The 26,857-nt window shown below is 38.2% G+C and carries 19 protein-coding genes; 16 read left to right on the top strand and 3 right to left on the bottom strand.

The window, feature by feature from the left end; all coding sequences use genetic code 11:
* Positions 1–101 precede the first annotated feature (101 nt).
* Together kbl and ACOXY8_RS16810 are read right to left on the bottom strand one after the other, a co-directional pair.
* Positions 102–1,298 carry a glycine C-acetyltransferase gene (gene kbl / locus ACOXY8_RS16815; RefSeq protein WP_458332782.1) on the bottom strand — a complete coding sequence of 399 codons (1,197 nt, stop codon included), beginning with the start codon at positions 1,296–1,298 and terminating at the stop codon, positions 102–104.
* 92 nt (positions 1,299–1,390) lie between these two features.
* Positions 1,391–1,651, bottom strand: a complete 261-nt coding sequence (locus ACOXY8_RS16810) for a hypothetical protein (RefSeq protein ID WP_458332781.1) — start codon at positions 1,649–1,651, stop codon at positions 1,391–1,393.
* 48 nt (positions 1,652–1,699) lie between these two features.
* Here ACOXY8_RS16810 and ACOXY8_RS16805 point away from each other — a divergent pair, with 48 nt between their 5' ends.
* The gene (locus tag ACOXY8_RS16805; protein WP_458332780.1) at positions 1,700–2,653 is read left to right on the top strand and encodes an NAD-dependent epimerase/dehydratase family protein; all 954 of its coding nucleotides are present in this window, start codon (positions 1,700–1,702) and stop codon (positions 2,651–2,653) included.
* A 58-nt stretch (positions 2,654–2,711) separates the two neighbouring features.
* Here the strand turns inward: ACOXY8_RS16805 and ACOXY8_RS16800 are convergent, their stop codons facing one another.
* Positions 2,712–4,160 carry an NADP-dependent isocitrate dehydrogenase gene (locus ACOXY8_RS16800; RefSeq protein WP_458332779.1) on the bottom strand — a complete coding sequence of 483 codons (1,449 nt, stop codon included), beginning with the start codon at positions 4,158–4,160 and terminating at the stop codon, positions 2,712–2,714.
* Between the two features lie 224 nt (positions 4,161–4,384).
* On the opposite strand from ACOXY8_RS16800, the gene ACOXY8_RS16795 reads away from it, so the two are divergent.
* The 15 genes from ACOXY8_RS16795 to gcvH all read left to right on the top strand — a co-directional run bounded on the left by ACOXY8_RS16795 (position 4,385) and on the right by gcvH (position 26,767).
* Positions 4,385–5,170, top strand: coding sequence for an enoyl-CoA hydratase/isomerase family protein (locus ACOXY8_RS16795; RefSeq protein WP_458332778.1), 786 nt, complete (start codon positions 4,385–4,387; stop codon positions 5,168–5,170).
* A gap of 28 nt (positions 5,171–5,198) precedes the next feature.
* A complete protein-coding gene (locus ACOXY8_RS16790) occupies positions 5,199–6,707 on the top strand; it encodes an oligosaccharide flippase family protein (protein ID WP_458332777.1) in 1,509 nt (502 codons plus the stop codon).
* Positions 6,697–7,131: a dUTP diphosphatase gene (gene dut / locus ACOXY8_RS16785; protein WP_458332776.1), complete on the top strand. Its 435-nt coding sequence runs from the start codon at positions 6,697–6,699 to the stop codon at positions 7,129–7,131. Before ACOXY8_RS16790 ends, dut begins: the two co-directional genes overlap by 11 nt.
* Before the next feature lie 27 nt (positions 7,132–7,158).
* On the top strand, positions 7,159–8,163 hold the full coding sequence (locus tag ACOXY8_RS16780; RefSeq protein WP_458332775.1) for a sugar phosphate nucleotidyltransferase: 1,005 nt from the start codon (positions 7,159–7,161) through the stop codon (positions 8,161–8,163).
* A gap of 73 nt (positions 8,164–8,236) precedes the next feature.
* Positions 8,237–9,889: a tetratricopeptide repeat protein gene (locus tag ACOXY8_RS16775; protein ID WP_458332774.1), complete on the top strand. Its 1,653-nt coding sequence runs from the start codon at positions 8,237–8,239 to the stop codon at positions 9,887–9,889.
* Positions 9,882–10,637 (top strand): DUF4292 domain-containing protein, encoded by a 756-nt coding sequence (locus ACOXY8_RS16770; RefSeq protein ID WP_458332773.1) that lies wholly within the window; start codon positions 9,882–9,884, stop codon positions 10,635–10,637. Before ACOXY8_RS16775 ends, ACOXY8_RS16770 begins: the two co-directional genes overlap by 8 nt.
* A complete protein-coding gene (locus ACOXY8_RS16765; RefSeq protein WP_458332772.1) occupies positions 10,558–11,832 on the top strand; it encodes a murein hydrolase activator EnvC family protein in 1,275 nt (424 codons plus the stop codon). The genes ACOXY8_RS16770 and ACOXY8_RS16765 overlap by 80 nt, the downstream gene beginning before the upstream one ends.
* A 195-nt stretch (positions 11,833–12,027) precedes the next feature.
* Complete coding sequence (locus ACOXY8_RS16760; protein ID WP_458332771.1) at positions 12,028–12,255, top strand: Sec-independent protein translocase subunit TatA/TatB; 228 nt, start codon at positions 12,028–12,030, stop codon at positions 12,253–12,255.
* Positions 12,252–13,676, top strand: coding sequence for an Asp-tRNA(Asn)/Glu-tRNA(Gln) amidotransferase subunit GatA (gene gatA / locus ACOXY8_RS16755; RefSeq protein ID WP_458332770.1), 1,425 nt, complete (start codon positions 12,252–12,254; stop codon positions 13,674–13,676). Before ACOXY8_RS16760 ends, gatA begins: the two co-directional genes overlap by 4 nt.
* Positions 13,677–13,685: 9 nt before the next feature.
* The gene (locus tag ACOXY8_RS16750) at positions 13,686–15,068 is read left to right on the top strand and encodes a transglycosylase SLT domain-containing protein (RefSeq protein ID WP_458332769.1); all 1,383 of its coding nucleotides are present in this window, start codon (positions 13,686–13,688) and stop codon (positions 15,066–15,068) included.
* Between the two features lie 90 nt (positions 15,069–15,158).
* Complete coding sequence (locus ACOXY8_RS16745) at positions 15,159–16,244, top strand: DUF4837 family protein (RefSeq protein WP_458332768.1); 1,086 nt, start codon at positions 15,159–15,161, stop codon at positions 16,242–16,244.
* A gap of 94 nt (positions 16,245–16,338) precedes the next feature.
* Positions 16,339–18,615: an NADP-dependent malic enzyme gene (locus ACOXY8_RS16740; RefSeq protein WP_458332767.1), complete on the top strand. Its 2,277-nt coding sequence runs from the start codon at positions 16,339–16,341 to the stop codon at positions 18,613–18,615.
* A complete protein-coding gene (gene ruvA, locus ACOXY8_RS16735) occupies positions 18,612–19,202 on the top strand; it encodes a Holliday junction branch migration protein RuvA (RefSeq protein ID WP_458332766.1) in 591 nt (196 codons plus the stop codon). Before ACOXY8_RS16740 ends, ruvA begins: the two co-directional genes overlap by 4 nt.
* A 16-nt stretch (positions 19,203–19,218) precedes the next feature.
* Complete coding sequence (gene sov, locus ACOXY8_RS16730; protein WP_458332765.1) at positions 19,219–26,334, top strand: T9SS outer membrane translocon Sov/SprA; 7,116 nt, start codon at positions 19,219–19,221, stop codon at positions 26,332–26,334.
* A gap of 52 nt (positions 26,335–26,386) precedes the next feature.
* Positions 26,387–26,767 carry a glycine cleavage system protein GcvH gene (gcvH, locus tag ACOXY8_RS16725; RefSeq protein WP_458332764.1) on the top strand — a complete coding sequence of 127 codons (381 nt, stop codon included), beginning with the start codon at positions 26,387–26,389 and terminating at the stop codon, positions 26,765–26,767.
* Positions 26,768–26,857 lie beyond the last annotated feature (90 nt).

Genomic DNA, 26,857 nt, shown 5'->3' with positions numbered 1-26,857 from the left:
TTCAGTAAACTCTACGTAACTTATTGATAGTCAAAGCCTATATGGGCGTTTCACCAACTATTTTTCAGTATTATGCCCTAATTAATTACATTTCACCACTTCTATTTCAATACTGCAAGTTCTTTACCCACTTCGGTGAAAGCATTTATTGCTTTATCTAAATGTTCACGTGAGTGAATAGCTGAAATCTGAACTCGAATCCTAGCTTGTCCCTTTGGTACTACCGGATAATAGAATCCAATTACATATATACCTTTCGCTAATAGCTTCTCTGCAAATTGCTGAGCTAGTGGAGCTTCGTACAACATAATCGGTACTATTGCATGCTCGCCAGGCTTTATATCAAAGCCTGCTTCAGTCATTTGCTCTCTGAAATATTTGGTGTTCTCTTCAAGTCTATCACGCAATTCTGTAGTTTCACTTAGTCTGTCAAAGACCGCAATAGACGCACCTACAATTGATGGAGCTAGCGTATTGCTAAACAAATATGGTCTTGATCGTTGACGAAGGATTTCAATAATCTCTTTTTTACCTGAGGTAAAGCCACCAGAAGCACCTCCCAATGCCTTACCCAAAGTGCCTGTGATAATATCTACTCTATCCATCACATTGCGGAATTCATGTACTCCACGGCCAGTTCTACCCATAAATCCCGTTGAATGACACTCATCTGTCATTACTAAGGCGTTGTATTTATCAGCCAAATCACAGATTTTATCTAGTTGGGCAATCGTGCCATCCATTGAAAATACACCATCAGTCACAATAATCTTCTCTTTCGCCCCTGCTTCATTAGCCTCGATGAGTTTTTGCTCCAAATCGGCCATGTCATTATGATTATAGCGATACCGCATTGCCTTGCAAAGTCTCACTCCATCAATAATACTTGCATGATTTAGCGCATCAGAAATTATTGCATCTTCAGGACCAAAAAGTGGCTCGAATACTCCACCATTTGCATCAAAAGCTGCGGCATATAATATAGTATCTTCCATTCCCAAAAACTTTGAAATCTTCTCTTCCAATTCTTTATGGATATCCTGCGTTCCACAAATAAAGCGCACAGAAGACATTCCAAATCCATGTGTGTCAATGGAATTTTTAGCAGCTTCAATTACTTTTGGGTCGGATGATAAACCTAGATAGTTATTTGCGCAAAAGTTTATAACCTCCCGCCCTTCGCTCGTTTTGATGTCCGCTCCCTGTGGAGTGGTAATAATTCTTTCTGTTTTATAAAGACCTGCATCTTTAATTTCTTGCAGTTCTTTACTTAATTTTTCTTTTAGTGTACTATACATGAGTTTATACGTTTTTAGTCTTTGGGAAAAAAGCGGGAGGATAATCTGAATGATCTAATATTAAACTCCTCAAAAATGCTTTTGTCTATAATTTAATTTTCTTGTTCAGTCTTCAAAGGAAACTCCCTCCGCAATGGATTGATTAAATAAAGTTTCTGATCTGTAAAGGTTGTAGGATTTAACTGCTCGTATTGTTGCTCCCATTCCAACCAAAGTTGTGGTCTAGCTTTCTTCAAATCCGCAGAATCAATCTTCTTGCTACTTAAGTATTCCTCAAAACTTGGATGCATCCCCAAAAATAAAAAGAAGACCGTCCATAAGCTAATAGATATTTTAAACAATGGTTTGCCCAAGATTTGTAATTTTGAGAACCCAAAACAAACATTTTACCCAAAATTAACATGGAAAAAATTCTGGTAATTGGTGCTGGAGGTCAATTAGGCTCAGAGCTTACCTTTGCGCTGGCAAAATTGCACGGCACTACCAATGTAATAGCCACTGACATAAACGATAGGTCGAGGAAAATTTTTGACGGCTTACAATTCTTCACTTTAGATGCTATGGACAAAGCAGCCATATGCGACCTTATCGATAAGCATAATATCACTCAAATCTATCATTTAGCCGCTATCCTATCTGCTACCGGCGAGAAGAACCCAATATGGGCTTGGGACTTAAATATGAAGTCACTCCTCAATGTGTTGGAACTTGGCAGGGAAAAGAAACTCAATAAAATATATTGGCCAAGCTCTATTGCTGTATTTGGTCCAAATACGCCAGTGGATAATACACCGCAAAATTGTGTAATGGATCCTAGCACTGTGTATGGCATAAGTAAACTTGCTGGCGAGAGATGGTGCGAGTATTACTTTCTAAAATATGGTCTTGATGTAAGAAGTTTGCGCTACCCGGGTTTGATTGGTTACAAATCATTACCTGGTGGTGGCACTACTGATTATGCAGTAGATATTTTTCATAAGGCCATTGAAGGCGAATCCTTTGAATGCTTTTTGGATAAAGGCACATTATTACCGATGATGTATATGCCAGACGCTATCAAAGCCACTATTGACTTGATGCAAGCACCAATAGAAAATGTGAAAGTTCGCTCAAGTTACAATGTTGGCGCGCTTAGCTTTGGCCCTGAAGAAATCTATGAAGAAATAAGGAAACACTATCCTGATTTTAAAATTACTTACAAACCAGATTCCCGTCAAGGAATTGCAGATAGCTGGCCTAATAGCATTGACGATTCAGCTGCCAGAGAAGATTGGCATTGGAAGCCAGATTATGATCTCCCTTACATGGTGAAAGACATTATTGAAAACCTTCCGCAATTGATTGGGACTTTCTGAAAAAAAATAGGCTGGCCAAATTGGCCAGCCTATTTAATATATACCAGTATTTTAATTCTTATTCACCTTGACCTAGAGAATAGCCTCTAACGCCGTTGAATGTATAAAGGTGCTCTACCTTCACAAACTCTAAACCTGCATTAGTAATTCTTTCTAGCAATTTAATCACTTGCTGATGAGTACAAGTTTCAGCAGTTGCATTGAATCTACATCTCCAATTATCTGAGCAGAATGTTTCAGGCTTGCCTCCTGGATACACTTTTACTCCCCTATTGTTGATCATATTTAGTGTAAGGCCTTCTCCACTAATGTTTCTCATTTTCTCTCCTAAGACATTTGGATCTCGATTATCATCAGTCCAATCAAGAAACACATCCACGCCAACCAATTCTTTTTTCTCGTATGGTCTTTCTTTTAGTGCTTTTGTAGCTTCCTTTACTTCAGATTTGAATTTTGCAGGAACCATTGTGCTAGGTAATTGACCTAATCTTTCGATTACAGCATCGGCAAAAGAGGCAGTACTTGCTCTTACCTTGCTGAGATCGTCCTTATAAATATCGCCAGTATGCACACCATCTTCAATTGTTTTCATCCAAGCATTGCTCACTTTTTCAGCAATGTCCGGCTGTCCAATATGTACTAGCATCATTATAGCCGCATTGAGCAAGCCAGAAGGGTTTGCAATTCCTTTACCAGCGATATCCGGCGCAGAACCATGAATTGCCTCGAACATAGCTACATCATTGCCAATATTTGCACTTCCTCCTAGACCAACAGAACCGGTAATTTGAGCAGCAATGTCTGAAATAATATCTCCGTATAAGTTTAATGTAACTATCACATCAAACATCTCCGGACGATCCGCTATCAAGGCAGATCCAATATCAATGATGACATGGTTAGTCTCGATTTCAGGATACTCAAGTGCTACTTCATTGAAAATTTGATGGAACAATCCATCTGATATTTTCATGATATTATCCTTACTCATACAAGTCACTTTTTTACGACCATATTTTCTGGCGTATTCAAATGCATATCGGATAATTTTTTCACTGCCTGGTCTTGACACCAGTTTCAGCGCTTCTGTCACCTCTTGAGTTTGGCGGTATTCAATACCTGCATAAAGATCTTCTTCATTTTCACGCACAATCACCATGTCTGTTTTAGGGTGATTTGTTTTTACAAAAGGGTGAAAACTACGGCATGGCCTTACATTAGCATAAAGGCCAAGGGTTTTGCGGGTAGTTACATTTAAGCTCTTAAAACCTCCACCTTGTGGTGTAGTAATTGGTGCTTTCAAAAACACCTTTGTACGAGAAAGCGATTCCCAAGAACTTTCTTCAATACCAGATGTAATGCCTTTCAAATAAACCTTTTCACCTATTTCTATAACTTCTGTTTCAATTCTTGCGCCTGCAGCTTCAAGAATTTTCAACGTAGCTGACATTATTTCAGGACCTATACCATCTCCGTAGGCAACGGTAATTTTGGTTTTTGAAGACATATAATTAAGATTTTATCGTTTTAAATAATTATGGGCTTGTAATTAGGCCACAAAATTAATCAATAGGAGTGATTAACCTAAATAAGCTATGAAGAACGGTAATGATTTACCAAAATTCTGAGTTAGAAATAAATGACTAGGAGAGCAATAAGGCCTATCCAAATCTATTTCTTTAACTTTCCCAAGTCACCTAGTATATTTGACCAAACCTAATACGATAAACAATGACCGAATTTTCAAATATTAGTCTTAGCAATAAAGAGGGAATCCTCACAATTACACTTAACAGGCCCGACAAATTAAACGCAATTAACATTGGAACAATTGCGGAACTCAGAGAGGTATTTAATAATGTGATGGACAGCAGAGAAATAAAAGCAGTAATCCTTACAGGAGCTGGCGAAAAAGCTTTTGCCGCTGGAGCAGACATATCTGAAATTGCAGGGCTGAATGAAGTGAACGGCAGGAAATTCAGTGAAAGTGGACAGGAGGTTTTTCAAATGATTGAAAATTGTCCAAAACCAGTAATTGCTGTAGTTAATGGCTTTGCACTTGGCGGTGGGTGCGAATTGGCAATGGCCTGCCACATGCGTGTTGCAGTAGAAAGAGCCAAATTTGGGCAACCAGAAGTAAACCTTGGAGTGATCCCAGGCTATGGCGGCACGCAAAGACTAACCCAACTTGTAGGAAAAGGAAAAGCCATAGAATGGATGATGACGGGTGAAGTGATCAATGCCGAACAAGCTTTAAATCATGGATTGGTCAACCATGTATGTGCAGATAAGGAAGAAGCTATCAATAAAGCTACTGCTATACTACAAACCATTATGGCCAAAGCTCCAATTGCCATCGGCTTGGTAGTAGATTGCGTAAATGCTGCTTACCTCCCCAAAGAAGACGGATTCCAAACTGAAGCCAACGGCTTTGGAATTTGCTGCAAAACAGCAGACTTCAAAGAAGGAACAACAGCATTTTTAGAAAAAAGAAAAGCTGAATTCAAAGGTGAATAAAATCAATGAATAGCAATAGCTAGGCGGAATGAATCCACTTAAGAAACTAGCGGGGGATACCGCCTTGTATGGAATAAGCAGCATAGTTGGGCGATTGCTCAACTATTTGCTTGTACCATTCTATACGGCTGTTTTTGCTACAGGTGAGTATGGCGTAGTCACTAAAGTTTATGCGTTTGTCGCCTTTCTCAATGTACTCTATACCTATGGACTCGAGACTGCCTATTTTCGATTTGCAGCTGCAAATCCAGAAAATGAGCAAAAAGTGTATAATACTGCCACTTCCTTAATTTTACTCAGCAGTCTCTTTTTCTCTGGGGTCATGGTGTACTTTGCTACGCCAATAATCAATGCTATTGGTTATGAAGGAAATGAGCAATTTGTTTATTGGTTTGCTGCCATTCTTGCGATCGATGCTTTTGTAGCCATTCCATTCGCACAACTCCGATTGCGGAGAAAAACTTGGGCTTTTGTTGGAGCAAAATTGGGCAATATTGGCATTAATGTCGGTCTCAATCTTTTCTTCATTGTGCTCTGCAAAGGCATTTGGGATGGTGAATTCCTCCCGCAATTCAAGGAAATCATTGACCCTATTTACAATCCAAATTATGGAATCGAGTATGTATTCATTTCCAATCTGATTGCAAATGCCTGTTTGTTGATTTTCCTTAGTCCTTATTTAGCTCGACTCAGATTTCAAATTGATTTTGAAACCCTCAAGCCAATGCTCAAGTATGCTTACCCTCTCCTATTCTTAGGTTTGGCTGGCGTTACAAATGATATGCTTTCTAGGGCACTTTTTGAGGTTTTACTTCCCGAAGGCTTTTATCCTGGTAAAACAAGTCAAGAAGCTCTTGGAATTTTTGGTGCCTGCTTCAAATTAGCAGTTTTTATGAATCTAACAGTTCAAGCATTTCGCTATGCCTCCGAACCTTTCTTTTTCTCTAGAGCGAAAGACAAAGAATCTCCGGCATTATTTAGTGATGCCATGCATTGGTTCGTGATTTTGGCTTGTTTCATCTTATTAGCAGTTAGCATAAATTTGGATGTGATTGGTCTATTGCTTCGCAGACCTGAATACAGAGAAGGTTTAGAAATGGTGCCTTTGCTTTTGTTAGCCTATCTATTTTTAGGCGTGTATTTCAATCTTTCTATCTGGTTCAAATTATCCGACAGAACATATTATGGAACATGGATCACCGTATTAGGTGCCATAGCTACTATTATTCTCAATATTGTTTTGGTTCCTAAATTTGGCTATGTGGGTAGCGCATTAGCTTCTGTAGGTTGTTATTCATTAATGACTGTGGTTTGTTTTTACTTTGGGCAGAAATATTATCCCATTCCTTACAAGATTTGGGCAGATTTGGGCTATATTTCGGTTACACTTGCGCTTACTTATGCCGTAATGGAGGTGCAATTGAGTTCTCAATTATTGGCAACTTCTTTCCATTTGTTGGTAATTGTGGCATTTTTATTAGTCGTATTTTTGATCGAAAAAAGGAGATTGAAATCTCTAAAAATCAATGAAAGTTAAGGTTATCAATTCATCCAAGCATCCTTTGCCTGAATATCAAACTGAGCTTTCAGCTGGACTGGATCTCAGAGCAAATATTGATAGAAGCGAGATGTTGCAGCCTTTGGAACGCAAACTTATAGGTACTGGACTTTTCATGGAACTGCCCGCTGGCTACGAAGCCCAAGTGAGACCAAGAAGTGGTTTGGCGTATAAGCATGGTATTACTGTTCTTAATAGTCCAGGTACCATCGATGCAGACTATAGAGGTGAAATAAAAGTATTATTGGTAAATCTTTCGAATGAGGCATTTGAGGTAAAAGATGGAGAAAGAATAGCTCAAATAGTAGTGGCCAAGCATGAGCAAATAACTTGGGAAAATGGCACGGAACTCAGCGCTACAGAAAGAGGAGCGGGAGGATACGGAAGTACTGGAAAAAATTAAATTTGAAGTAGATAATTAAATTCTGATATGAATATAATCGTACCAATGGCTGGAATGGGCAAACGAATGAGACCTCATACCCTTACTGTTCCAAAACCACTCGTACCTATTGCAGGCAAACCAATCGTGCAACGATTAGTGGAAGATATTGCGAAAGTAGCTCAAAATAATATAGATCACGTGGCTTTCGTTATCGGTCATTTTGGCGAAGCTGTTGAAAATCAATTACTTGAAATCGCCAAAAATGTGGGCGCTGAAGGTAGCATCCATTATCAGGAAGAAGCACTTGGAACGGCACATGCGATTCTTTGTGCGCAAGAACATTTGCATGGCAATACAATTGTGGCATTTGCTGACACGCTTTTTAAGGCTGACTTTACATTGGATACAAATGAAGATGGCATTATCTGGGTTCAGAAAATTGAAGACCCTACAGCTTTTGGCGTTGTAAAAATAAACAATGAAGGAATCATTACGGACTTCGTGGAGAAGCCTCAAGAGTTTGTATCAGACTTGGCGATTATTGGCATTTATTATTTCAAAGATGGAGCTTACCTAAAAGAGCAGCTTCAATATCTAATAGACAATGATGTTCGCGACAAAGGTGAATATCAAATTACAAACGCTTTAGAGAATATGAAAAAAAATGGCACCAATTTCAAACCTGGTGCCGTTACAGAATGGTTGGATTGTGGCAACAAGAACGCAACTGTTCATACCAATACTAGATATCTGGAGTTTATAAAAGATACGCATCTAATTGCCGAAAGTGCTGAAATAAAGAACTCTGTAATCATTCCTCCCGTTTATGTGGGTGAAAATGCAATAGTAAATAATTCAGTAATTGGGCCATATGTATCACTTGGTGACAACTCTCAAGTGTATGATTCCAGAATCGAAAAATCAATAATTCAAACTAATTCCACGCTATCCAAAGTAGTGTTGGAGAATAGTATGATAGGCAATTATGCTATAATAAGTAAAAAAGCAGGAGACTTAAGTGTTGGAGATTATAACCAAATTTCAGAGTAAAAAACACCTGTTTGTAGGGCTATTCTGTTTATTTTTATCCTCTACGCTAGTGGCGCAGGATTTGAATAACATCATGGCCAGAAATAATGCGGGGGGTGAAAAGGAGAAAAATGCCCAAGCAGAATCTTATTTCATCGATGGGCAAAAATTCTATTTACTCGAAGATTACGCTAGTGCCTTACGCAGCTTTATGCTCGCTGCTGAATTATACCCAGAAAATGCCGCGATCAATTATAAAATCGCCCAAATTCAAAACCTACAAGGCAACACCAGTGAAGCATTAAGTTACATCGATATTGCCTTAAAAAATGACTCTAGCAATCGCTATTATTACGAACTAGCTGCAGAAATTTATAGAGAAATTGGTGATTTTAATGAAGCAGCAAAAGTATATGAAAGCCTCTTAGAAACCACACCAGAAGCAATCGACGTGTATGTAGATTTAGCAGAAATTTACATATACCTAAACAATAATGACAAAGCACTATTTGCCTTAGAAAAAGCTGAAGAAACCCTTGGAATCACTCCAGAAATCGTTGCTGAAAAACAAAAAATTTTACTACAGCAAGATCGATTAGAAGATGCCATTAACGAAGGACTGAAACTCACCGAGGCTTATCCAGAGGAACCATCATTTATCCTTTCATTATCCAATATTTTAATTAGCCTTGATAGACCTCAAGAAGCTGCTGATTACCTGAAAGAATACTTGGCTAATCAAGGTGAATCAGCCGAAGTAAGATTGATGCTTGCTGAAACTGATAGACTTCAAGGATCAGAAATGGATGCAAAAGAAAACTTACTCATTGCATTCAATGACCCACAATTGGATATCAGAAATAAGATTCAAATAGTCGGCAACTATATTGAAATGCTACCTAATTTAGAGCTAGAACCATTCGTTTCTGATTTGGCTGTCGCATTGGTAAATGTCCACAATGAAAGCGCAGCTGCTCATGGTATGTATGCAGATTTTCTATTTAAAATTAACCGACCACAAGAAGCACTGGAATCTTACATCAAATCTGTGAACATAGATGAATCAAACTTCCAGGTTTGGCAAAACATCCTAAGTCTTCAGCTTCGATTCGATAAGATTGATGATTTAGAAGAATATTCTGAAAAGGCTCTCGAATACTTCCCGAATGTTGCCAACATCTATTTTTTCAATGGATCAGCTAAAATCAGGAAAAAAGATTACCAGGATGCAATCAGCATGTTTGAGACAGGTCTCTTGTATGCTAGTAGCAATGATGAGCTTAAACTTCTTTTCCTTGGTCAATTAGGTGATGCTTACAATGGCGCTAAGGATTACAAAAAATCTGATGAAGCCTATGAAAAAGCCCTTGAAATAGATCCTCAAGATAATTATGTACTCAATAATTACAGCTATTACTTATCTATGCGGGAACAAAATTTGGAAAAAGCTAAAGACCTTTCTTCCCGCTTGATCAAGAATAACCCCAATAACCCAAACTATTTAGATACACATGCTTGGGTACTTTACAAACTCGAGGAATTTGAAAAAGCCTTACCCATTTTAATAGATGCGCTCAAAACAAATGAAGGTGCAGCCAACGGCACAATTGTTGAACATTACGGAGATGTATTGTTTCAGCTCGGCAAAAGTGACTTAGCAATGGAACAATGGATAAAAGCTAAAAGTCTAGGTAATGTATCAGAATGGATCGACAAAAAAATTGCAGAGGGTAAACTATATGAATAAGGCTTTCTTATTCACTTTTGCAATTCTACTATTTTTCATTTCTTCTTGTTCTAAAAAATCTTCGACCATTGGCTCAAATGAAGGCAAAGCTAATTTCGAACTTCCAGAATCCAACTTCGAATACCTTACCACCCGCAGCAAAATCAAATTTGAAACTCCTAATCAAAGTCTAAGCGGCACAGGCAGTATTCGCATAAAACAAGATAGCGTAATTTGGATGTCTATTACCGCAGCACTAGGCATAGAGGCAGGCAGAGTGCTTGTAACACAAAATGAAGTTGCCATTATGGACAGAATTAACCGAACGTATTCAGTGTTTGATTACCCAAGTTTAATTCGTCGATTCAATTTTTATGTAGACTACAATATCCTGCAAGAGATATTTTTGGGAAATATGCCTTTCCCTTTGCAAGAAAAAGATAAGATAAATAGGAAAGGGAACGTTTGGGAAGTGAAGCAGCAGTTGGCAAACCTCTTAGTTGAAAATTTCATGCATGCCGGCATTATGAAATTAGAAAACTTAGAAATCGTACAAAAACCTATCAATAATTCGTTGAAAATGAGTTTTGATGGTTATGAAAATGTGAGCGGAATGCCAATTCCTTTCAAAAGTGCTGTATCTTTGAATTACAATACAAGTGGAAAGAAACAACAAACTACCATACAAATTGAACACTCAAGGGTTGATATCAGCGCAGAAGCACTCACATTCCCCTTTAGCATTCCCGATCGCTACACGCGTATTTAGTGTTGCTTTTTTCATTTTATTTTGGCTCATTTTACCTCCCGCTTTTTCTCAAAACCGAAACGAGCTAGAGAAACAAAAAGCTAATATCATCACTAAAATAAAGGAAATAGAAGGCATTCTTTCTAAAACCACTCAAGAAAAGCAAACTACCCTAAGCGAGCTCAATTCAATCAACAAACAAGTTGAAACACAACAAGAATTAATTTCGAGCATCAACCAAGAAGTACGGCTACTTGATAGAGAAATCAAGGCAAATCTTGATAAAATAACCGCACTCGAAAGAGAATTAGATAATCTGAAAAGTGAATATGCGGCCATGATTTATGCCACCTCCAAAAGTCAAAGTGGCGTGAACGAGTTGATGTATTTGTTCTCTTCCAAGTCATTCTACCAGTTTTACATGCGCTATAAGTATATGCAGCAATATGGTGATGCAAGAAGAAAACAAGCAGAAACAATTACTAGAGTACAGGAATCACTACGTGAAGAATTGCTAATAACCCAGAAAAAGCGGGAGGAGCAAAACCAGCTTTTGCGAGAGCAACTTGCCCAAAACCAAACCTTACAAGGCCTTAAGAAAAAACAACAGGATGCTCTTACTTCACTCTCCAAAAGGGAAACGCAGCTGAAAAAAGATCTTACTGAGCGGAAAAACTCCGTTGAAAAACTTAACACCTTGATTGCTGATGTAGTGAAAAGAGAAATGGAACGCCGGGCTACAGCAAGTAGCAATGTAAGTGAAGCAGATTCCAGAAATCTCGAAGAAGAAAACATTAGACTTTCGGCTGTATTTTCAGACAATAAAAATAAACTTCCTTGGCCTGTAACTTCTGGTTTCGTTTCACAGAAATTTGGTAACCAGCCACACCCTACATTGAGAGGAATAACCATCCCAAATGATGGTGTAGATATTCGAACTGAGCCAAATGCAATCGTTAGAAGTGTTTTTGACGGAGAAGTCACTTCAATTGCTTCAGTTCCAGGCATGAATACCGTCGTAATTATAAAGCATGGTGAGTACTACTCAGTATATGCAAGACTTGAAAAAGTATTTGTAAAAAATGGGCAGAAAATTAACGCTATGGAGAGCATTGGAGAGCTACATACTAGCTCCAATGGGCTTACAGAAATTCAATTCCAAATTTGGAAAAGCACTCAAGCTCAAAACCCGCAAGATTGGCTTATCAGGAAATGATTGTTTGCTAAGGAATAAATAGCTTAGTTGGCATCAGCTTATCAAAAATTGCAAGGAATCGTTAATCTGAATTATTTCCTTTACACACTCGTTTTGACTTGGAAAGCATAAAAATAAAAGGTCAAACCAAATGTTGGTAAGCCTTTTCTTTATTCTGTATCTTTACACGAAAATTACATCCTAAATTTTAATCCAATGCTAATTTTAAGCAACATTCTAAGTTCTATCCTTGTATGGGTTCCAAGTGGTGGAGAGCTTGTACTAATAGGTTTACTTATTCTAATCTTTTTTGGAGCTAAGCGTATTCCTGAGCTTGCTCGTGGACTTGGCAAAGGCATCAGAGAATTCAAAGATGCTACCAAAGAGGTAAGAGATGAGATAGATGAAAATGTAAAAGAAACCAAAAAATCAATTAAGGATTGAAAACCTACCACTCGCTAAGTTCCATTCGTAAAGACATTGATTCAGGAGAAATTTCCTGCAAACAACTCGTTGAAAATTACCTAAAAACAATTGAAAACAACACAGAGCTAAATGCCCTTGTGGAAGTTTATGCTAATGAAGCACTTGTAAAAGCTTCGGAAATTGACCTCAAAATTAAGGAAGGGAGAGCTGGCAAGTTAGCTGGGATGGTTGTTTCCCTAAAGGATGTACTCTGTTATAAAGATCACGGGCTACAAGCTGGCAGTCATATCTTAGACAAATTCGAAGCTCAATTTAATGGGACAGCTGTTCAAAGATTGATTGATGAGGATGCCATTATTATAGGTAGGAACAATTGCGATGAATTTGCAATGGGTTCGTCTAATGAAAACTCATACTTCGGCCCAGTAAAAAATGCTGCTGATCACGAAAGGGTTCCTGGAGGCTCATCTGGAGGTTCTGCCGTGGCTGTTCAAGCTGATATGTGTTTAATATCCCTTGGTTCAGATACAGGTGGTTCCGTAAGGCAACCTGCTGCATTTTGTGGAATAATCGGCCTAAAACCTAGCTACTCTAGAATTAGTAGATATGGCTTGATTGCTTATGCTTCATCGTTTGACTCTATTGGTATATTTGGTAAATCAATGGAAGATGTGGCTTTAGTTCTTGAAGTAATCGCCGGAGCTGATGAAAATGACAGCACGGTATCGAGAAAAGAAGTTCCAAATTACAGTCAGAACTTAGCATTTGAAGGAAAAGCGAAAATTGCTTATATCAAGGAAACCCTTGAAAGTGAAGGGCTAAATGAAGAAATAAAAAAGGCTACACTAGATAAAATTGCTCAGTTAAAAGCTGAAGGTCATACAGTCGAAGAAGTTACTTTTCCATACTTAGACTACTTACTACCGACTTATTACATTTTAACTACCGCCGAAGCAAGTTCAAACCTTTCAAGGTTTGATGGTGTGAGATATGGCTACAGAAGTCCAAATTCCCCTACTCTTGAGGCTATGTATAAAAACTCCAGATCTGAAGGGTTTGGAGAAGAGGTTAAAAGGAGGATTTTACTAGGCACCTTTGTTTTAAGTGCCAGTTATTACGATGCTTATTATATCAAAGCTCTCAAAGTTAGGCGCTTGATCAAAGAATATACAGAATCTATTCTTGAAAAGTACAACTTTTTGCTTACTCCGACTACGCCAACGACGGCATTCAAAATGGGTGAGCACAACAAAAGTCCAATAGAAATGTACCTAGCTGATATTTACACCGTTCAAGCATCAGTATGTGGTCTTCCGGGAATCTCTATTCCAATCGGAAACGATTCACAGGGTTTGCCTATTGGTTTGCAAATAGTAGGCAAAGCATTTAATGAAGGAGAAGTTATGTCCTTTGGTGATTATTTGCTCAAAATGAACTAAATTAAAGCTATGAGAAACAAACGCATATTTTACAATACAATTGGAGCTATTTCTATAATGCTAATGGCCTCCTCTGTTTGTTTCTCACAGGAAAATCTAAACATCAGTAATTCTGAGGTTCTGGAGGAAGACTTATATACAAGTCCTCTAATGTTTGATTACATCCCTGATGCTAGTTATGAAGAAATTGAGCAACGTTTAGCATCGATCCCTTCTTCATTGGATTTGGAAATGAATGACCGAATCAAAATTTTTGTCGATTACTTTACAGTAAGAGAAAGAGAATACACCAGAATGGTAGCTAGGAAAATGAACGTTTATTTTCCTCTATTTGAAAAATATCTTGCTAAACATAATATGCCAGATGAGCTGAAATATTTGGCAATTGTAGAATCTGGTTTGAATCCTAGAGCAAGAAGTAGAGCTGGTGCTGTTGGCTTATGGCAATTTATGCCAGCTACAGGACGTAGTTTCAAACTCAATCAAACTTGGTATTCGGACGATCGAATGGATCCTGAATCTGCGACCGAAGCGGCTTGTCTTTATTTAAAGCAACTTTATGGCATTTTTGGTGACTGGCATCTAGCATTGGCGTCTTACAATGCTGGTCCAGGGAATGTGAGAAAGGCAATAAATAGAAGTGGTGGCAAACGCACTTTTTGGGGAATTTACGATCACCTCCCGCGTGAAACACGTTCATATGTTCCACAAATGGTTGCCATTATTTACACAATGAACCACTTGGAAGAGCATAATTTGATGCCGAACAATATGGAATACGCAATGGACTATGAAGCCATAGAAGTAAACCAATTTGTCAACCTAGAGAAATTTTCAGATGCAAGTGGTATTTGTATGGAAGATTTAGAATTATTAAATCCTTCGCTAATTAGAGGTGCAGTACCAGAAAACGCCAAAAACTTCAGGCTGAAAATTCCTGCTCATTATGCTCACAGCATTGAAGGAGATTTTGATAATATAATGGCAATGGCAGCTACAGGCAGGGAAGATCTAGAAAAACTAGCTACGAATGCTCCCGGAAGTACTTATGGAAGAGAAAAAGTAACATATAGCGTGAGAAGCGGCGATGTACTTGGTAAAATTGCTCAACGTTATAATGTAAGTGTAGCTGATTTGAGAGAATGGAATATGCTTAACGGTAACCTTATCCGAGTTGGGCAGAGAATGAATATTTGGGTTCCTGCATCAAGTGCCAGCTCTAAAGTTGCTGAAGTCATTACCCAAAATGGCCAAAAGCTATATCAAGTTCAGCCTGGAGATACACTTTGGGATATTTCCATTAAGCATCAGATTTCCATTGATGAATTGAGAAAACGAAACAATTTGAGTGGGAATAAAATAAAGCCTGGCCAAAAATTAGTAATTGGCTAAAATTATTCCTATTTCAACTAATTTATAAGTATATTGAACCGATCTCTAACAGATTCGTTTTTTAACTTATAGCATTAAACGTTTTTAATTATGAAAGCAATTATAAAATCAATCTTTCTATTGATCGGTGTCATAGCGATCTCCTGTTCATCAGATTCGATGAATCAGACATTCAAACAAAATGCGGGAGGAGCAGTAGGTGAAATAATATTGGTAATCGATGATGGTTTGTGGCAAGGGCCCGTTGGTGATGAGCTCAAACTTACTTTCAGATCGTCATTTCCAGGACTCTATAGAGATGAGCCATTATTTACAATCAGACAAGTGAGCCCAGAGAAATTAACATCTACTCTTAGAAATGTTAGAAATATAATTTATGTAAATACACTTGATGACAACAGCGAAGGAAGTAGAATTATCAGAAGTAACTACACAAGCGAGACAATTGACATGATTAAAAAGGATCCTGATCTTTATATGCAAACATCTCAAGATGATTATGCTGTAGGACAAGAGACCTTACATCTGTTTGGTAGAAACTCAGAGGAAATGGCTAAGAATATTTCCGAAAACAGAAACAAATTAAGAGACTACTTCAATGTGACAGAACGCAAATACATTACTAATAAAATGGTTCTTACGAGAGAGTCTGCTGCCATAAAGGAAAGTATGCTTAACAACTTAGGGATGTCATTGAATATGCCAATAGGTTATAAAGTTGTGAGACAAACTGATGATTTCGTATGGTTTCGTGATTTCGATGGGAAAGTAGATCGTAATATCTATATGCATATAAAACCATACTCATCAGAGGCCGATTTCACTGAAGAAAATGTACTATTGTGGAGAGATGAAATTGGTAAAGAGCATATTTATGGAGATCCAAATAATCCGAATTCATTCATGATGACCGAAAGAAGAATCCCAATAGCTCAAAGAAATCTAAATTTCTTGAATAGTAAGTATTCAATCGAATCTAGAGGACAATGGAGAACTAATAATAAATCGATGGGTGGTTCTTTCCTCTCATATGTATTTAATGATAATGAGAATAAAAGAATCATTTATCTTGAAGGTTTCATCTATTATCCAAATGAACAACACAGTGATATACTGAGAGAAATTGAGGCTGTACTTTGGACATTCAGAGAAGCAAATTCTGCCGCACAAAGCTAGAATTCATAAGAGGGATTAATTCCTTATCTTTAAAACATATTATCTTGCAAGGGTTTTTAATTAAACCCTTTTTTTATTCCCAAAACTTACTTTTATGTCGTTAAAGATTCGCAAACAAGATGCGCTAAGATATCACTCTCAGGATCCAGCTGGGAAAATTGAAGTAGTTCCTACCAAAATGCTTAGTTCCCAAATGGATCTAGCTTTAGCCTATTCACCAGGTGTGGCAGAGCCTTGTAAAGAAATTGCAAATAATCCAGAGGATGTCTATAAATACACTGCAAAAGGCAATTTAGTCGCTGTAATTTCTAATGGCACTGCTGTATTAGGCCTTGGCGATATTGGCCCAGAAGCTTCTAAACCAGTAATGGAAGGAAAAGGTGTCCTCTTTAAAAAATTTGCAGGAATCGATGTGTTTGATATAGAAGTCAACGAAAAGGATCCGAAGAAATTCATTGAGATTGTCAAAGCATTGGAACCTACTTTTGGTGGAATCAATCTGGAAGACATTAAAGCTCCAGAGTGTTTTGAAATTGAGCAAACACTCAAAAAGGAAATGAAAATTCCTGTAATGCACGACGATCAGCATGGTACGGCTATCATTTCTAGTGCAGCATTAATCAACGGACTAGAAATCATTGGAAAGAAAATAGAAGACATCACCCTGGTAGTGAATGGAGCTGGAGCAGCAGCAATAGCATGTACCAAGTTATATATTGCCCTTGGTGTAAGAAGGCAAAATATAATCATGTGCGATAAAGAAGGTGTGATTAGAGCTGATAGGCAAGAATTAGACGATCTTAAAAAGGAATTTGCTACAACAAGGGATATTCACACTCTTTTAGATGCAATGCGTAATGCCGATGTCTTTGTTGGCTTAAGTGTTGGTAATGTCGTAAACAAAGAAATGATTAAGGTAATGGCTGCAGATCCAATTGTATTTGCTCTTGCAAATCCTGATCCTGAAATTGCCTACGAAACGGCCACCTCAGTGAGGAAAGATATAATTATGGCGACAGGAAGATCTGATCATCCTAACCAAGTGAATAATGTATTAGGCTTTCCTTTCATTTTTAGAGGTGCATTGGACGTGCGTGCTACTTCAATTAATGAAGAAATGAAACTTGCCGCTGTAAAAGCGATTGCGAACTTAGCAAAACAACCGGTTCCTGAAATGGTGAGCAAAGCATACGGCATTCGCAAAATGCTTTTTGGAAGAGATTATCTAATTCCAAAACCTTTAGACCCACGATTAATCACAAGTATTTCACCAGCAGTAGCAAAAGCTGCTATGGATTCCGGTGTCGCAAGATTTGAAATTACGGATTGGGATAAATATGCACTTGAACTTGAAAGACGAATTGGCATTGACAATCGATTAATGTCGAGAATAATTAGTCAAGCACGCAAAAGTCCTAAGCGAGTTGTTTTTGCAGAAGCCGATCATCATAAAATAATCAAAGCAGCTCAAATACTTGTAGATGAAAAAATTGCCATCCCAATTTTACTAGGGAACAGAAAGAAAATTGAATCTCTCATTAAAGAGTTTGAACTCGAATTGGATGTGGAAATTATTGATCCTTTCGAAGAGCCTGAAAAAATGGAGGAGTTTGGGCATTATCTTTACCAAAAGAGAAAAAGGAAGGGTCTCACAGCATATGAAGCTAAAAAACTTATGCGTGAACGCAATTACTTTGGTTCTATGCTTGTAGAAACCGGACAAGCCGATGCGTTAATTAGTGGACTTACTAGAGATTATCCATCTACAATTTTGCCTGCATTACAAGTGATTGGGGTGGCACCTGGAGTACATAAAGTTGCTGGTATGTATATCATGTCTAACAAAAAGGGAAATTTCTTCTTTGCTGATACTACCGTAAATACAAACCCAACAGCAGAGGAACTAGTGGAAATTGTTGGGCTAACAGCTAGAGCAGTAAAATTCTTCGATGTGGAACCTCATATCGCTATGCTTTCATATTCTAATTTTGGTTCAGCACGTGGGGAAGTTGCAGTTAAAACAGCTAAAGCCACAAAATTGGCTAAAGATAAATTCCCAGAGCTTATCATAGAAGGTGAAATGCAAGCAAATACCGCATTGAACCCCCAATTAATGCAAGAAAATTATCCATTTAGCGAGATTAGAGAGAAAGGTGCAAACACCTTAATATTTCCAGATTTAGCATCGGGCAATATAGCATATAAGCTTCTTGCCGAAATGGGTGGAGCTGAGGCTATAGGGCCAATACTACTTGGTATGAATAAGCCTGTGCATATATTGCAATTAGGTAGCAACATTCGAGATATTGTAAATATGGTTGCCATAGCAGTGGTAGATGTTCAAGCGGAAAATATAAACGTAGGCTTATGATCGCCTTTTTGGAAGGGAACTTAGCACTTGTAGAACCTACTCATGCCTATATTAATGTAGGCGGAGTGGGCTACGAGGTTAAAATATCTTTAAATACCTTTTCGGCAATTAAGGATAAACCATCAGTAAAAATTTTTACTTACCTCTATGTAAAGGAAGATGCTCAAATTCTATTTGGATTTTCTGAGATGTCTGAGAAAAAGCGATTTTTAGAGTTAATCTCAATTTCAGGAGTAGGTCCAAGTACAGCATTGATGATTCTCTCATCTTTGAGCTCAGCTGAATTGCAACAAGCCATTTTGAGTAATGATGTGATGACCATCCAAAAGGTAAAAGGTATTGGAGCCAAAACTGCCCAAAGAATTATTTTGGAGTTAAAAGACAAACTTTCTAAGCAAGATCCAGAGACAAATTATGGACAAATAGTATCTTCAGGCCAAAATATACGCTCTGAAGCGCTTGCTGCGTTAGTTACATTGGGCATTAATAAAACAGCTGCAGAAAAAAGCCTTCAGACTATTCTGAAAAATGCAGATAAACCACTTTCTTTAGAAGAATTGATTAAGTTGGCTTTAAAATCAGCCTAGTGTAGTCATCTGAATTTTGCTATCAGTAACCCGGTTCATATTATTCTTTGCGTTAGCAAGCATTTTTGCTCCTGAAAAGCAGCAAAAAATTGCTATAGATCAATTTGAGGATGATTGGAAACCTCAATTAGCTGCGTCTTTAGATACCCTCCCGCTAATTCCGGCTCCTCGGTGGAACTCAAATTTTCAGTTGCAACAGCCGCTTTTGCGCACCAGAAAAATAAGCCCTTTTATTTTATCAGATTCCACGGCATTTCAGCTGCAAGTGCAAATTGATACAACATTAGATTACCGTTTTACACAGCAGCAAGGCGGCTTGTCACTTCGTCCTCCCGCTATTGTGAATTTCGATGACTACAGAAGAATCCAAGCCGATAGACAAAGACAAGAATACTGGCGAAAAAGATCAGCTGAGCTAGACGGGCAAAGTGCAACTGGAGGCAGAGGACTTTTGCCTTATATTCCACCAAGCCCATTTTTCGATAGAGTATTTGGAGGCAGCAATGTAGATATCGTACCTACGGGATTCGTCAACCTTGATTTTGGCGGGAGGTGGCAGCGGATCGACAACCCTTCCATCCCAATCCGTCAACAACGAAATGGCGGATTCGAATTCGGGCAAAATGTGAGCATGAACATTCGTGGTAGTATTGGTGAGAAATTGGTCGTAACTGGAAATTTTGATAACAGCAATGTCTTTGATTTCCAGAATGATCTCAAAGTAGAGTACACTGGTTTCGAAGAAGATATCATCAAAAAAATTGAAATTGGTAATGTAAGTCTTCCAATTAATAACAGCTTAATGGGAGGTGCTCAAAACCTATTTGGCGTAAAAACTCAGCTCCAATTTGGGAAACTTTTCTTTACCGGAGCGGCATCCACACTAAGAGGAAGCAGCGAAAGTTTGGAGGTACTTGGCGGAGGACAAGGTGCTCCCATTTCTATCAGAGCTTCAAATTACGATGAAAATAGACACTTTTTCTTAGGCCATTTTTTTGAAGAAAATTATGGTCTCGATGGCTGGCTTAGATCTATTCCACAGATAGTCTCGGGAGTGAATGTGACAAGGCTAGAAGTTTATGTCATTAATCGCCAAGTAAATACACAGAATATCAGAAATGTAATTGGCTTCACTGATTTGGGTGAGGGCGAAACCATCTTCAGACCAGAAAATCCAAATGTAGGCAACGGGCAAGGTGATGTTCCTAATGCAAATAATGCGAATGCACTTTTTAGCAACCTCCGCTCCGATTCGAGAATAAGACAAGCTGATGAAGCTGGACAAATTTTGGAAAGTGAATACGGTTTTGAGAAAGGACTAGATTTCCAAAATATAAATGGAGCTCGTAAACTTTCGCCAGAGGAATATGATTTCAATCCACAACTTGGTTTTGTTTCTTTGGTTCGTCGCTTGCAAAATGATGAAATGCTTGCTGTTTCATATGAATACACTTACAACGGGCAAGTTTTCAAAGTAGGTGAACTCAGTGAAGACTATCAAAATCGTCCTGAAGATCAAGTAATTCTCTTGAAATTACTGCGCCCATCAGGCATCAATACCACTTTACCGACTTGGGATTTGATGATGAAAAATATTTATAATCTAAATGTAAGCCAAGTCCAAAGGGAAAACTTCAAACTACGGATTATTTATCGCGATGATAATACAGGTCTTGACAATCCAAGTTTGCACGAAGGTGAAAACACTAAGGATGAGCAACTAATAGAGCTCCTGGGCTTGGACAGATTGAATCCAAACAATGATCCAGGCAAAGATGGAAATTTTGATTTTGTTGAAGGTATCACAATTAATTCGCAGCGTGGATACATCATCTTCCCAACAACCGAACCTTTTGGCGAAACGCTTAGAGAAAAATTTGATCCAACAGAAACTGGACTGATCCGCAAATACGTATTTGACACATTATATAATACCACCAAAGCGGATGCAGAATTATTTATTACCCAAAACAAATTCTTTCTGGAAGGAAGCTATCAGGCTGGTTCTGCATCGGAAATTCAGCTGCCTGGATTGAATATAGCTGAAGGCTCAGTAAGAGTAATGGCTGGAAGCACTCCACTAACTGAAGGAACTGATTACACGGTAGATTATTTCCAAGGCAGGGTTACCATCCTAAATGAAGGAATTCTACAATCTGGCAAACCTCTTAGAGTTACTTATGAAAAGTCTGATGTCATAAATTTCCAAAGCAAAACGCTATTCGGCGGGAGGTTCGATTACCGATTGAGCGACAATATAAATATTGGAGCATCAGTCCTGCGTATTTTCGAAAGACCGCTAATTACCAGAATTAGTGCAGGCAACGAAACCATAGGAAATACTCAATGGGGGATGGACGTGAACATCCGAGAAGAAAGCAATTTTGTGACTAAAATCTTAGATGCATGGCCGACTATCAGTACGCGAGAAAAATCCTTAGTCGATTTCAGTGCTGAATTTGCTCAATTAGTGCCTGGTACTTCCAATCAAGTAAATGGCGAAAGCGCATCCTATATTGACGATTTTGAATCTGTAATTACGCCATTTAATATTGGCTTCAATCTGCAAAGTTGGAAGTTGGCATCTACCCCTAGAGTTGAAAATAACAAGTTTGACTTAAGTGATGCCTTTGGTAGTAGACTAGGCTTTGGGTATAAAAGAGCTAAGCTAGCTTGGTATACTATTGACAATATTTTCTACAGAAGTGGCGGTAATACTAAACCTGCAAACATCACACAGGCTGACTTAGAAAATCATTATGTTCGTGCCATCCGACCTCAAGAGATATTCAAGGAACAAGATCGTGATCAATTAAATCCGAATTTACCAATATTTGATTTAGCCTTTTTCCCGCGCGAAAGAGGTATGTACAATTACAATCCCAACCTTGACCAAAATGGTTTGCTCACTGATCCCAAATCTAATTGGGCAGGCATTTCAAGAGCAATTATGACAGAGGTTGATTTTGACAGAACAAATATTGAGTACTTAGAATTCTGGATGATGGATCCGTTCATCAATGGAGAAAACGGGAAAGTAATTGCTGGCTACGATCGAGATAACAACCCAAATACAGTTGATGATAATAATCGAACAGGTGGTCAATTGTATTTTAATCTTGGAAATGTTTCTGAAGATGTAATGAAGGATGGGCGACATGCTTTTGAAAATGGCCTTTCGCCTGATTACTCTGATAGAGGAGTAATCACTAACGAATGGGGCAGAGTTACTGATCAATTATTTCTGACACCTGCATTTGATAATGATCCAGCTGCAAGGGCGAATCAAGATGTAGGCTTGGACGGTCTCAAATCTGAAGACGAGGCTGAGTATTTTAGAGATATTTTTATCAATAGGCTCAACCTTAGTGGAGAAGCCTTAGAAGATATTCTAGATGATCCATCTGCTGATAAGTTTCGCTATTACCTAGGTGAAGATTTAGATGCGGAGGACGTTAAAATAATCGAACGATACAAGCAGTTTAATGGAATGGAGGGCAACAGCCCAGCTATTACAGAAAGTAATCAGCCATATACTCCTTCTGGCACCAACCTGCCGGACAATGAGGATATGAATGGTGACAACTCTATAAGTGATGCGGAAGATTACTATGAATATAAAATTGACTTGAAGCCTGGTCAGTTGCAGGTTGGGTCGAACTACGTCGTAGATCAAGTTACAAGTGAAATTAATGGTGATCAGGTAAGTTGGTACTTGTTTAGAATTCCTGTTCGGAACCCAGATAGAGTTCAAGGAAATATTCAAGGCTTCAAAAGCATCCGATTTATGCGTACCTACTTAACCGGATGGGAACAGCCTGTTGTTTTAAGAATGGCAAAAATGCAATTGGTAGGTAGCCAATACCGAATATTCCAAGGAAGTTTATTTGACAGAGGTCTTTTCGAAATTCCTGAGAATGCGAATACAAAATTCACTTTGAGAGCTGTGAATATTGAAGAGAATGGTGAAGGTGGCGCAAATAGAAGTCCATATGTCCTCCCTCCAGGTTTCCAGCGCGATAGAGATAATACTTCCATTATTGAAAGAAGATTGAATGAGCAATCGATAGAATTGTGTGTAGAGGATCTTCAGAACAAGGATGCGCGTGCTGTTTATAAAAACATCAACCAAAACATGATTCAGTATGGCCGGATCAAAATGTTCCTGCATGCAGAAAGCCAAGATACTCGAGATGGAGAAGTTACTGCTTTTATAAGGCTGGGAACAGACTTCGACCAGAACTATTATGAAATTGAGCTACCGCTAAATATGACTCCGCCCGGAGCTAGAAGTCCTAGAGATGTTTGGCCAGAAGCCAATGAAATAGATTTCCCACTGGATATGCTCTACACAATAAAGAGCAATAGAAATCGCAATAATGTAGATTTAGTATTACCATATACCGAGCAATTCGAAAAATATACAGTGACAATTTCCGGCAGACCAGAATTGGGTGATGTACAAACATTGATGATTGGTATTCGAAATCCTGATACACCAGATGGACGACCTCGCTCAGTTTGTATTTGGGCAAACGAGTTGCGAGTGACGGATTTTGACGAAACCTCTGGAATGGCTGCCAATGCTAGAATGAATGTACAGCTTGCCGATGTGGGTAATGTCTCAGCTTCAATCAGTCATTCCACATTCGGTTTTGGTGGAGTACAAGATAGAATAAATGATAGAGCATTAGAAGGTAATACGCAATATGACATTTCAGCAAGTCTTGCTTTAGACCGTTTCTTACCTGGCAATACTGGAATAAGAATTCCCGTATTTATGAGTTTTGAGGAAGGCTTCAATAATCCATTCTACGACCCACTGGATCCCGACGTTCCATTAAGCGTTTCACTAAATTCCCTCCCGCCCAACCAAGACCGAGCAAGCTATAGACGGCAAGTTCAAGATCGATACAAACGAAGAAGTATCAATTTCACCAATGTTGGCAAAGTGAAAACAAAGGAAGGCGCCATTTCCAGATTTTATGATGTGGAAAATCTAACCTTTGCCTTCAACTATTCAGACCAATTATTTACCAGCCCAAATACCGAAGCACGTGAAATGGTGACCTGGGGCGGATCAGCATTGTACAATTACACTTTCCCTGAAAAAAGTATTGAGCCATTCAAAAATATAAATCCAGATTCTCCTTGGCTCGCAATTTTACGCGATTTCAATTTCTCTCCAACCCCAACTTCTATTACAGTAAGAGGCGCATTAGTAAGAAATTATATGCGTACACAATTTAGAAACTCCAACCTGGAAATAGAAAATGTGGATGCAAATTTTGAGAAGCAATTTTTATTTAATCGTAATTATGATGTGCAGTGGAATTTGACCAAAAGTTTACAATTAGATTATACTGCATTGACAAATGCAATTGTGGATGAGCCAGAAGGATTGATCGATACACAAGCAAAAAAAGATTCGATTTGGAATAATCTCAAAAACTTTGGTCGTGTTGCTAACTTCTTGCAGCAAGTAAACTTGACTTATCAATTGCCATTAGACAAAATACCCGCAACAGACTGGATATCAGGAACAGCAAGATATTCGGTGGGTTACAATTGGACTGCTGGGTCAGTATTACAAGCAGATAGTTTAGGAAATATTGCAAGTAATAAGCAAGAACAAACATTGACAGGAAAGTTTGATTTTGTAAGACTCTATAATAAAAATGCACGATTGCGATCTATAAACTCTCCAACTCCACAACGTGGATTGCCAACTAGAGGAGGTGCTGATAATGAAGAAGAGGAAAACGCGGGAGGTAATTCTAGTAATGCATTGCTAAGAGCTCTGATGTCATTACGTACTATTACCATGAATATAAGTTTGGATCAGGGCACTGTATTGCCGGGCTTTCTTCCAAAGCCCTCCTATTTTGGCTTAGATAGATCACTTTCTGCCCCAGGACTTGGCTTTGTGATGGGCAGTCAAAATTTAAGTATATTGAATAAAGCAGTAGATAATGGATGGCTGGGAGAAAGTAGCGCTTTGACAAACCCTGTTTCACAGTATAGACGAGTGAATATGAATTTTACTGCTGATTTAGAGCCAGCGCGTGATTTTAGAATTACACTTACTGCTTCCAAAAGATATGACGATAATTATCGAGAAATATTTAGACGTGACGATCAGCAGTTCCGAACATTCAGTCCCAATCGATTCGGTAGTTATGGAATTTCAATTATAGCCATCAAAACTGCTTTCTCAAGCAATGATGAGGACAATGTTTCAGGTGTTTTTAGAAATTTTGAGGCTTATAGAAACAATATTCTAAATAGACTAGAAGGTGAAGTACCAGGAGGAGAATTGGGGCAAAACTCACAAGATGTATTGATTCCAGCATTCCTTGCAGCTGTTAGAGGCAAATCTCCAAACAACGTAAAATTAAATCCATTCCCTGCAATTCCACTTCCAAATTGGAGCTTAGATTTCCGTGGCCTCACTAGAATTCCAGCTTTGGGAGAAAAATTCTCGTCTATCAATATTAGTCATCGTTATGAATCTAGATATGAAGTGGGAAACTTCAACAGCTCATTGATTTACCAAGAAGACTTGAGATTGAACAACCGACTTTCCAACTCAGCCTTGCCAAGCCTTACGAATGAAGAGAATTTCCTTATTCCTTTGTATGTGATGAACCAAGTCGTGATTTCGGAAAGATTTTCTCCGCTTATTGGGATAGACATTCGTACCAAATCGCAATTCAACATAAATGTGGAATACAGGCAAGAAAGGAATTTAGCTTTGAGCCTTTCTAATACCCAGATCACTGAAATAAATCGTAAAGACTTCGTTTTTGACCTCGGCTATACCAAAGCAGGCGTTCGTTTGCCTTTTGGAATTGGTGGTGAAACGGGCACTCTGGACAATGATTTAACATTTAATGTAAGTGCTTCTATCGGTGATACAAGAACCTATCAAAGACAAATCGATAATATCAGCACCATTACCAATGGAAATCTTAACTTTCAAATTAGACCAAATATTGGCTATGTAGTTAATCAGAAACTGAATCTACAATTCTATTTCAATAGAATTGTAAATGAACCTAGAATCTCTAATTCATTCAAAAGAGCTACCACTTCATTTGGAGTAAATGTTCGATTTGATTTGTCACAGTAATTCGAAAAACAAAAATTTCATTATACCTTTAAGAGTCTAAAAAATATAATTCATGAATTTTCCAGAAGAACTTAAATATACCGAAGACCATGAGTGGATTCGTGTAGATGGTGATATCGCTACAATTGGTATTACTGAATTTGCTCAAAGCGAACTTGGCGATATCGTTTATGTAGAAATTGAAACTGTAGGAGACGAAATTGGTGCTGGCGAGGTTTTCGGTACGGTAGAAGCCGTAAAAACAGTATCAGACCTTTTCATGCCGATTGATGGCACAGTTTTGGAGTTTAATGAAGAACTAGAAAATGCTCCTGAACTAGTAAATGAAGATCCTTACGGCAAAGGTTGGATGATCAAAATAAAAATGAGTAATCCTTCTCAACTTGATGGCCTTCTTTCTACAGATTCATACAGAGAAGTAACAGGAGTTTAACATTATTTTTGCTATTAACTATGTTTTAAGGAATTATTTAAATAACTTAGATGTTAGTTAAGAGAGCGAGAGGTAAAAGACATTAAAAAG

The sequence above is a fragment of the Peijinzhouia sedimentorum genome, from assembly GCF_049340005.1.
Classification (GTDB): domain Bacteria; phylum Bacteroidota; class Bacteroidia; order Cytophagales; family Cyclobacteriaceae; genus CAXBDP01.
This window is presented reverse-complemented; position numbering and strand designations above follow the sequence as displayed.

Bases quoted from the DNA above. Each gene is read 5' to 3' on its own strand.
- ACOXY8_RS16740 (WP_458332767.1), top strand. From the start codon at position 16,339: ATGTCGTTAAAGATTCGCAAACAAGATGCGCTAAGATATCACTCTCAG.
- ACOXY8_RS16795 (WP_458332778.1), top strand. From the start codon at position 4,385: ATGACCGAATTTTCAAATATTAGTCTTAGCAATAAAGAGGGAATCCTC.
- ACOXY8_RS16770 (WP_458332773.1), top strand. From the start codon at position 9,882: ATGAATAAGGCTTTCTTATTCACTTTTGCAATTCTACTATTTTTCATT.
- ACOXY8_RS16790 (WP_458332777.1), top strand. From the start codon at position 5,199: ATGAATCCACTTAAGAAACTAGCGGGGGATACCGCCTTGTATGGAATA.
- ACOXY8_RS16805 (WP_458332780.1), top strand. From the start codon at position 1,700: ATGGAAAAAATTCTGGTAATTGGTGCTGGAGGTCAATTAGGCTCAGAG.
- ACOXY8_RS16750 (WP_458332769.1), top strand. From the start codon at position 13,686: ATGAGAAACAAACGCATATTTTACAATACAATTGGAGCTATTTCTATA.
- ACOXY8_RS16800 (WP_458332779.1), bottom strand. From the start codon at position 4,160: ATGTCTTCAAAAACCAAAATTACCGTTGCCTACGGAGATGGTATAGGT.
- ACOXY8_RS16780 (WP_458332775.1), top strand. From the start codon at position 7,159: ATGAATATAATCGTACCAATGGCTGGAATGGGCAAACGAATGAGACCT.
- ruvA (WP_458332766.1), top strand. From the start codon at position 18,612: ATGATCGCCTTTTTGGAAGGGAACTTAGCACTTGTAGAACCTACTCAT.
- ACOXY8_RS16760 (WP_458332771.1), top strand. From the start codon at position 12,028: ATGCTAATTTTAAGCAACATTCTAAGTTCTATCCTTGTATGGGTTCCA.
- dut (WP_458332776.1), top strand. From the start codon at position 6,697: ATGAAAGTTAAGGTTATCAATTCATCCAAGCATCCTTTGCCTGAATAT.
- kbl (WP_458332782.1), bottom strand. From the start codon at position 1,298: ATGTATAGTACACTAAAAGAAAAATTAAGTAAAGAACTGCAAGAAATT.
- ACOXY8_RS16745 (WP_458332768.1), top strand. From the start codon at position 15,159: ATGAAAGCAATTATAAAATCAATCTTTCTATTGATCGGTGTCATAGCG.
- ACOXY8_RS16775 (WP_458332774.1), top strand. From the start codon at position 8,237: ATGGCCAGAAATAATGCGGGGGGTGAAAAGGAGAAAAATGCCCAAGCA.
- gcvH (WP_458332764.1), top strand. From the start codon at position 26,387: ATGAATTTTCCAGAAGAACTTAAATATACCGAAGACCATGAGTGGATT.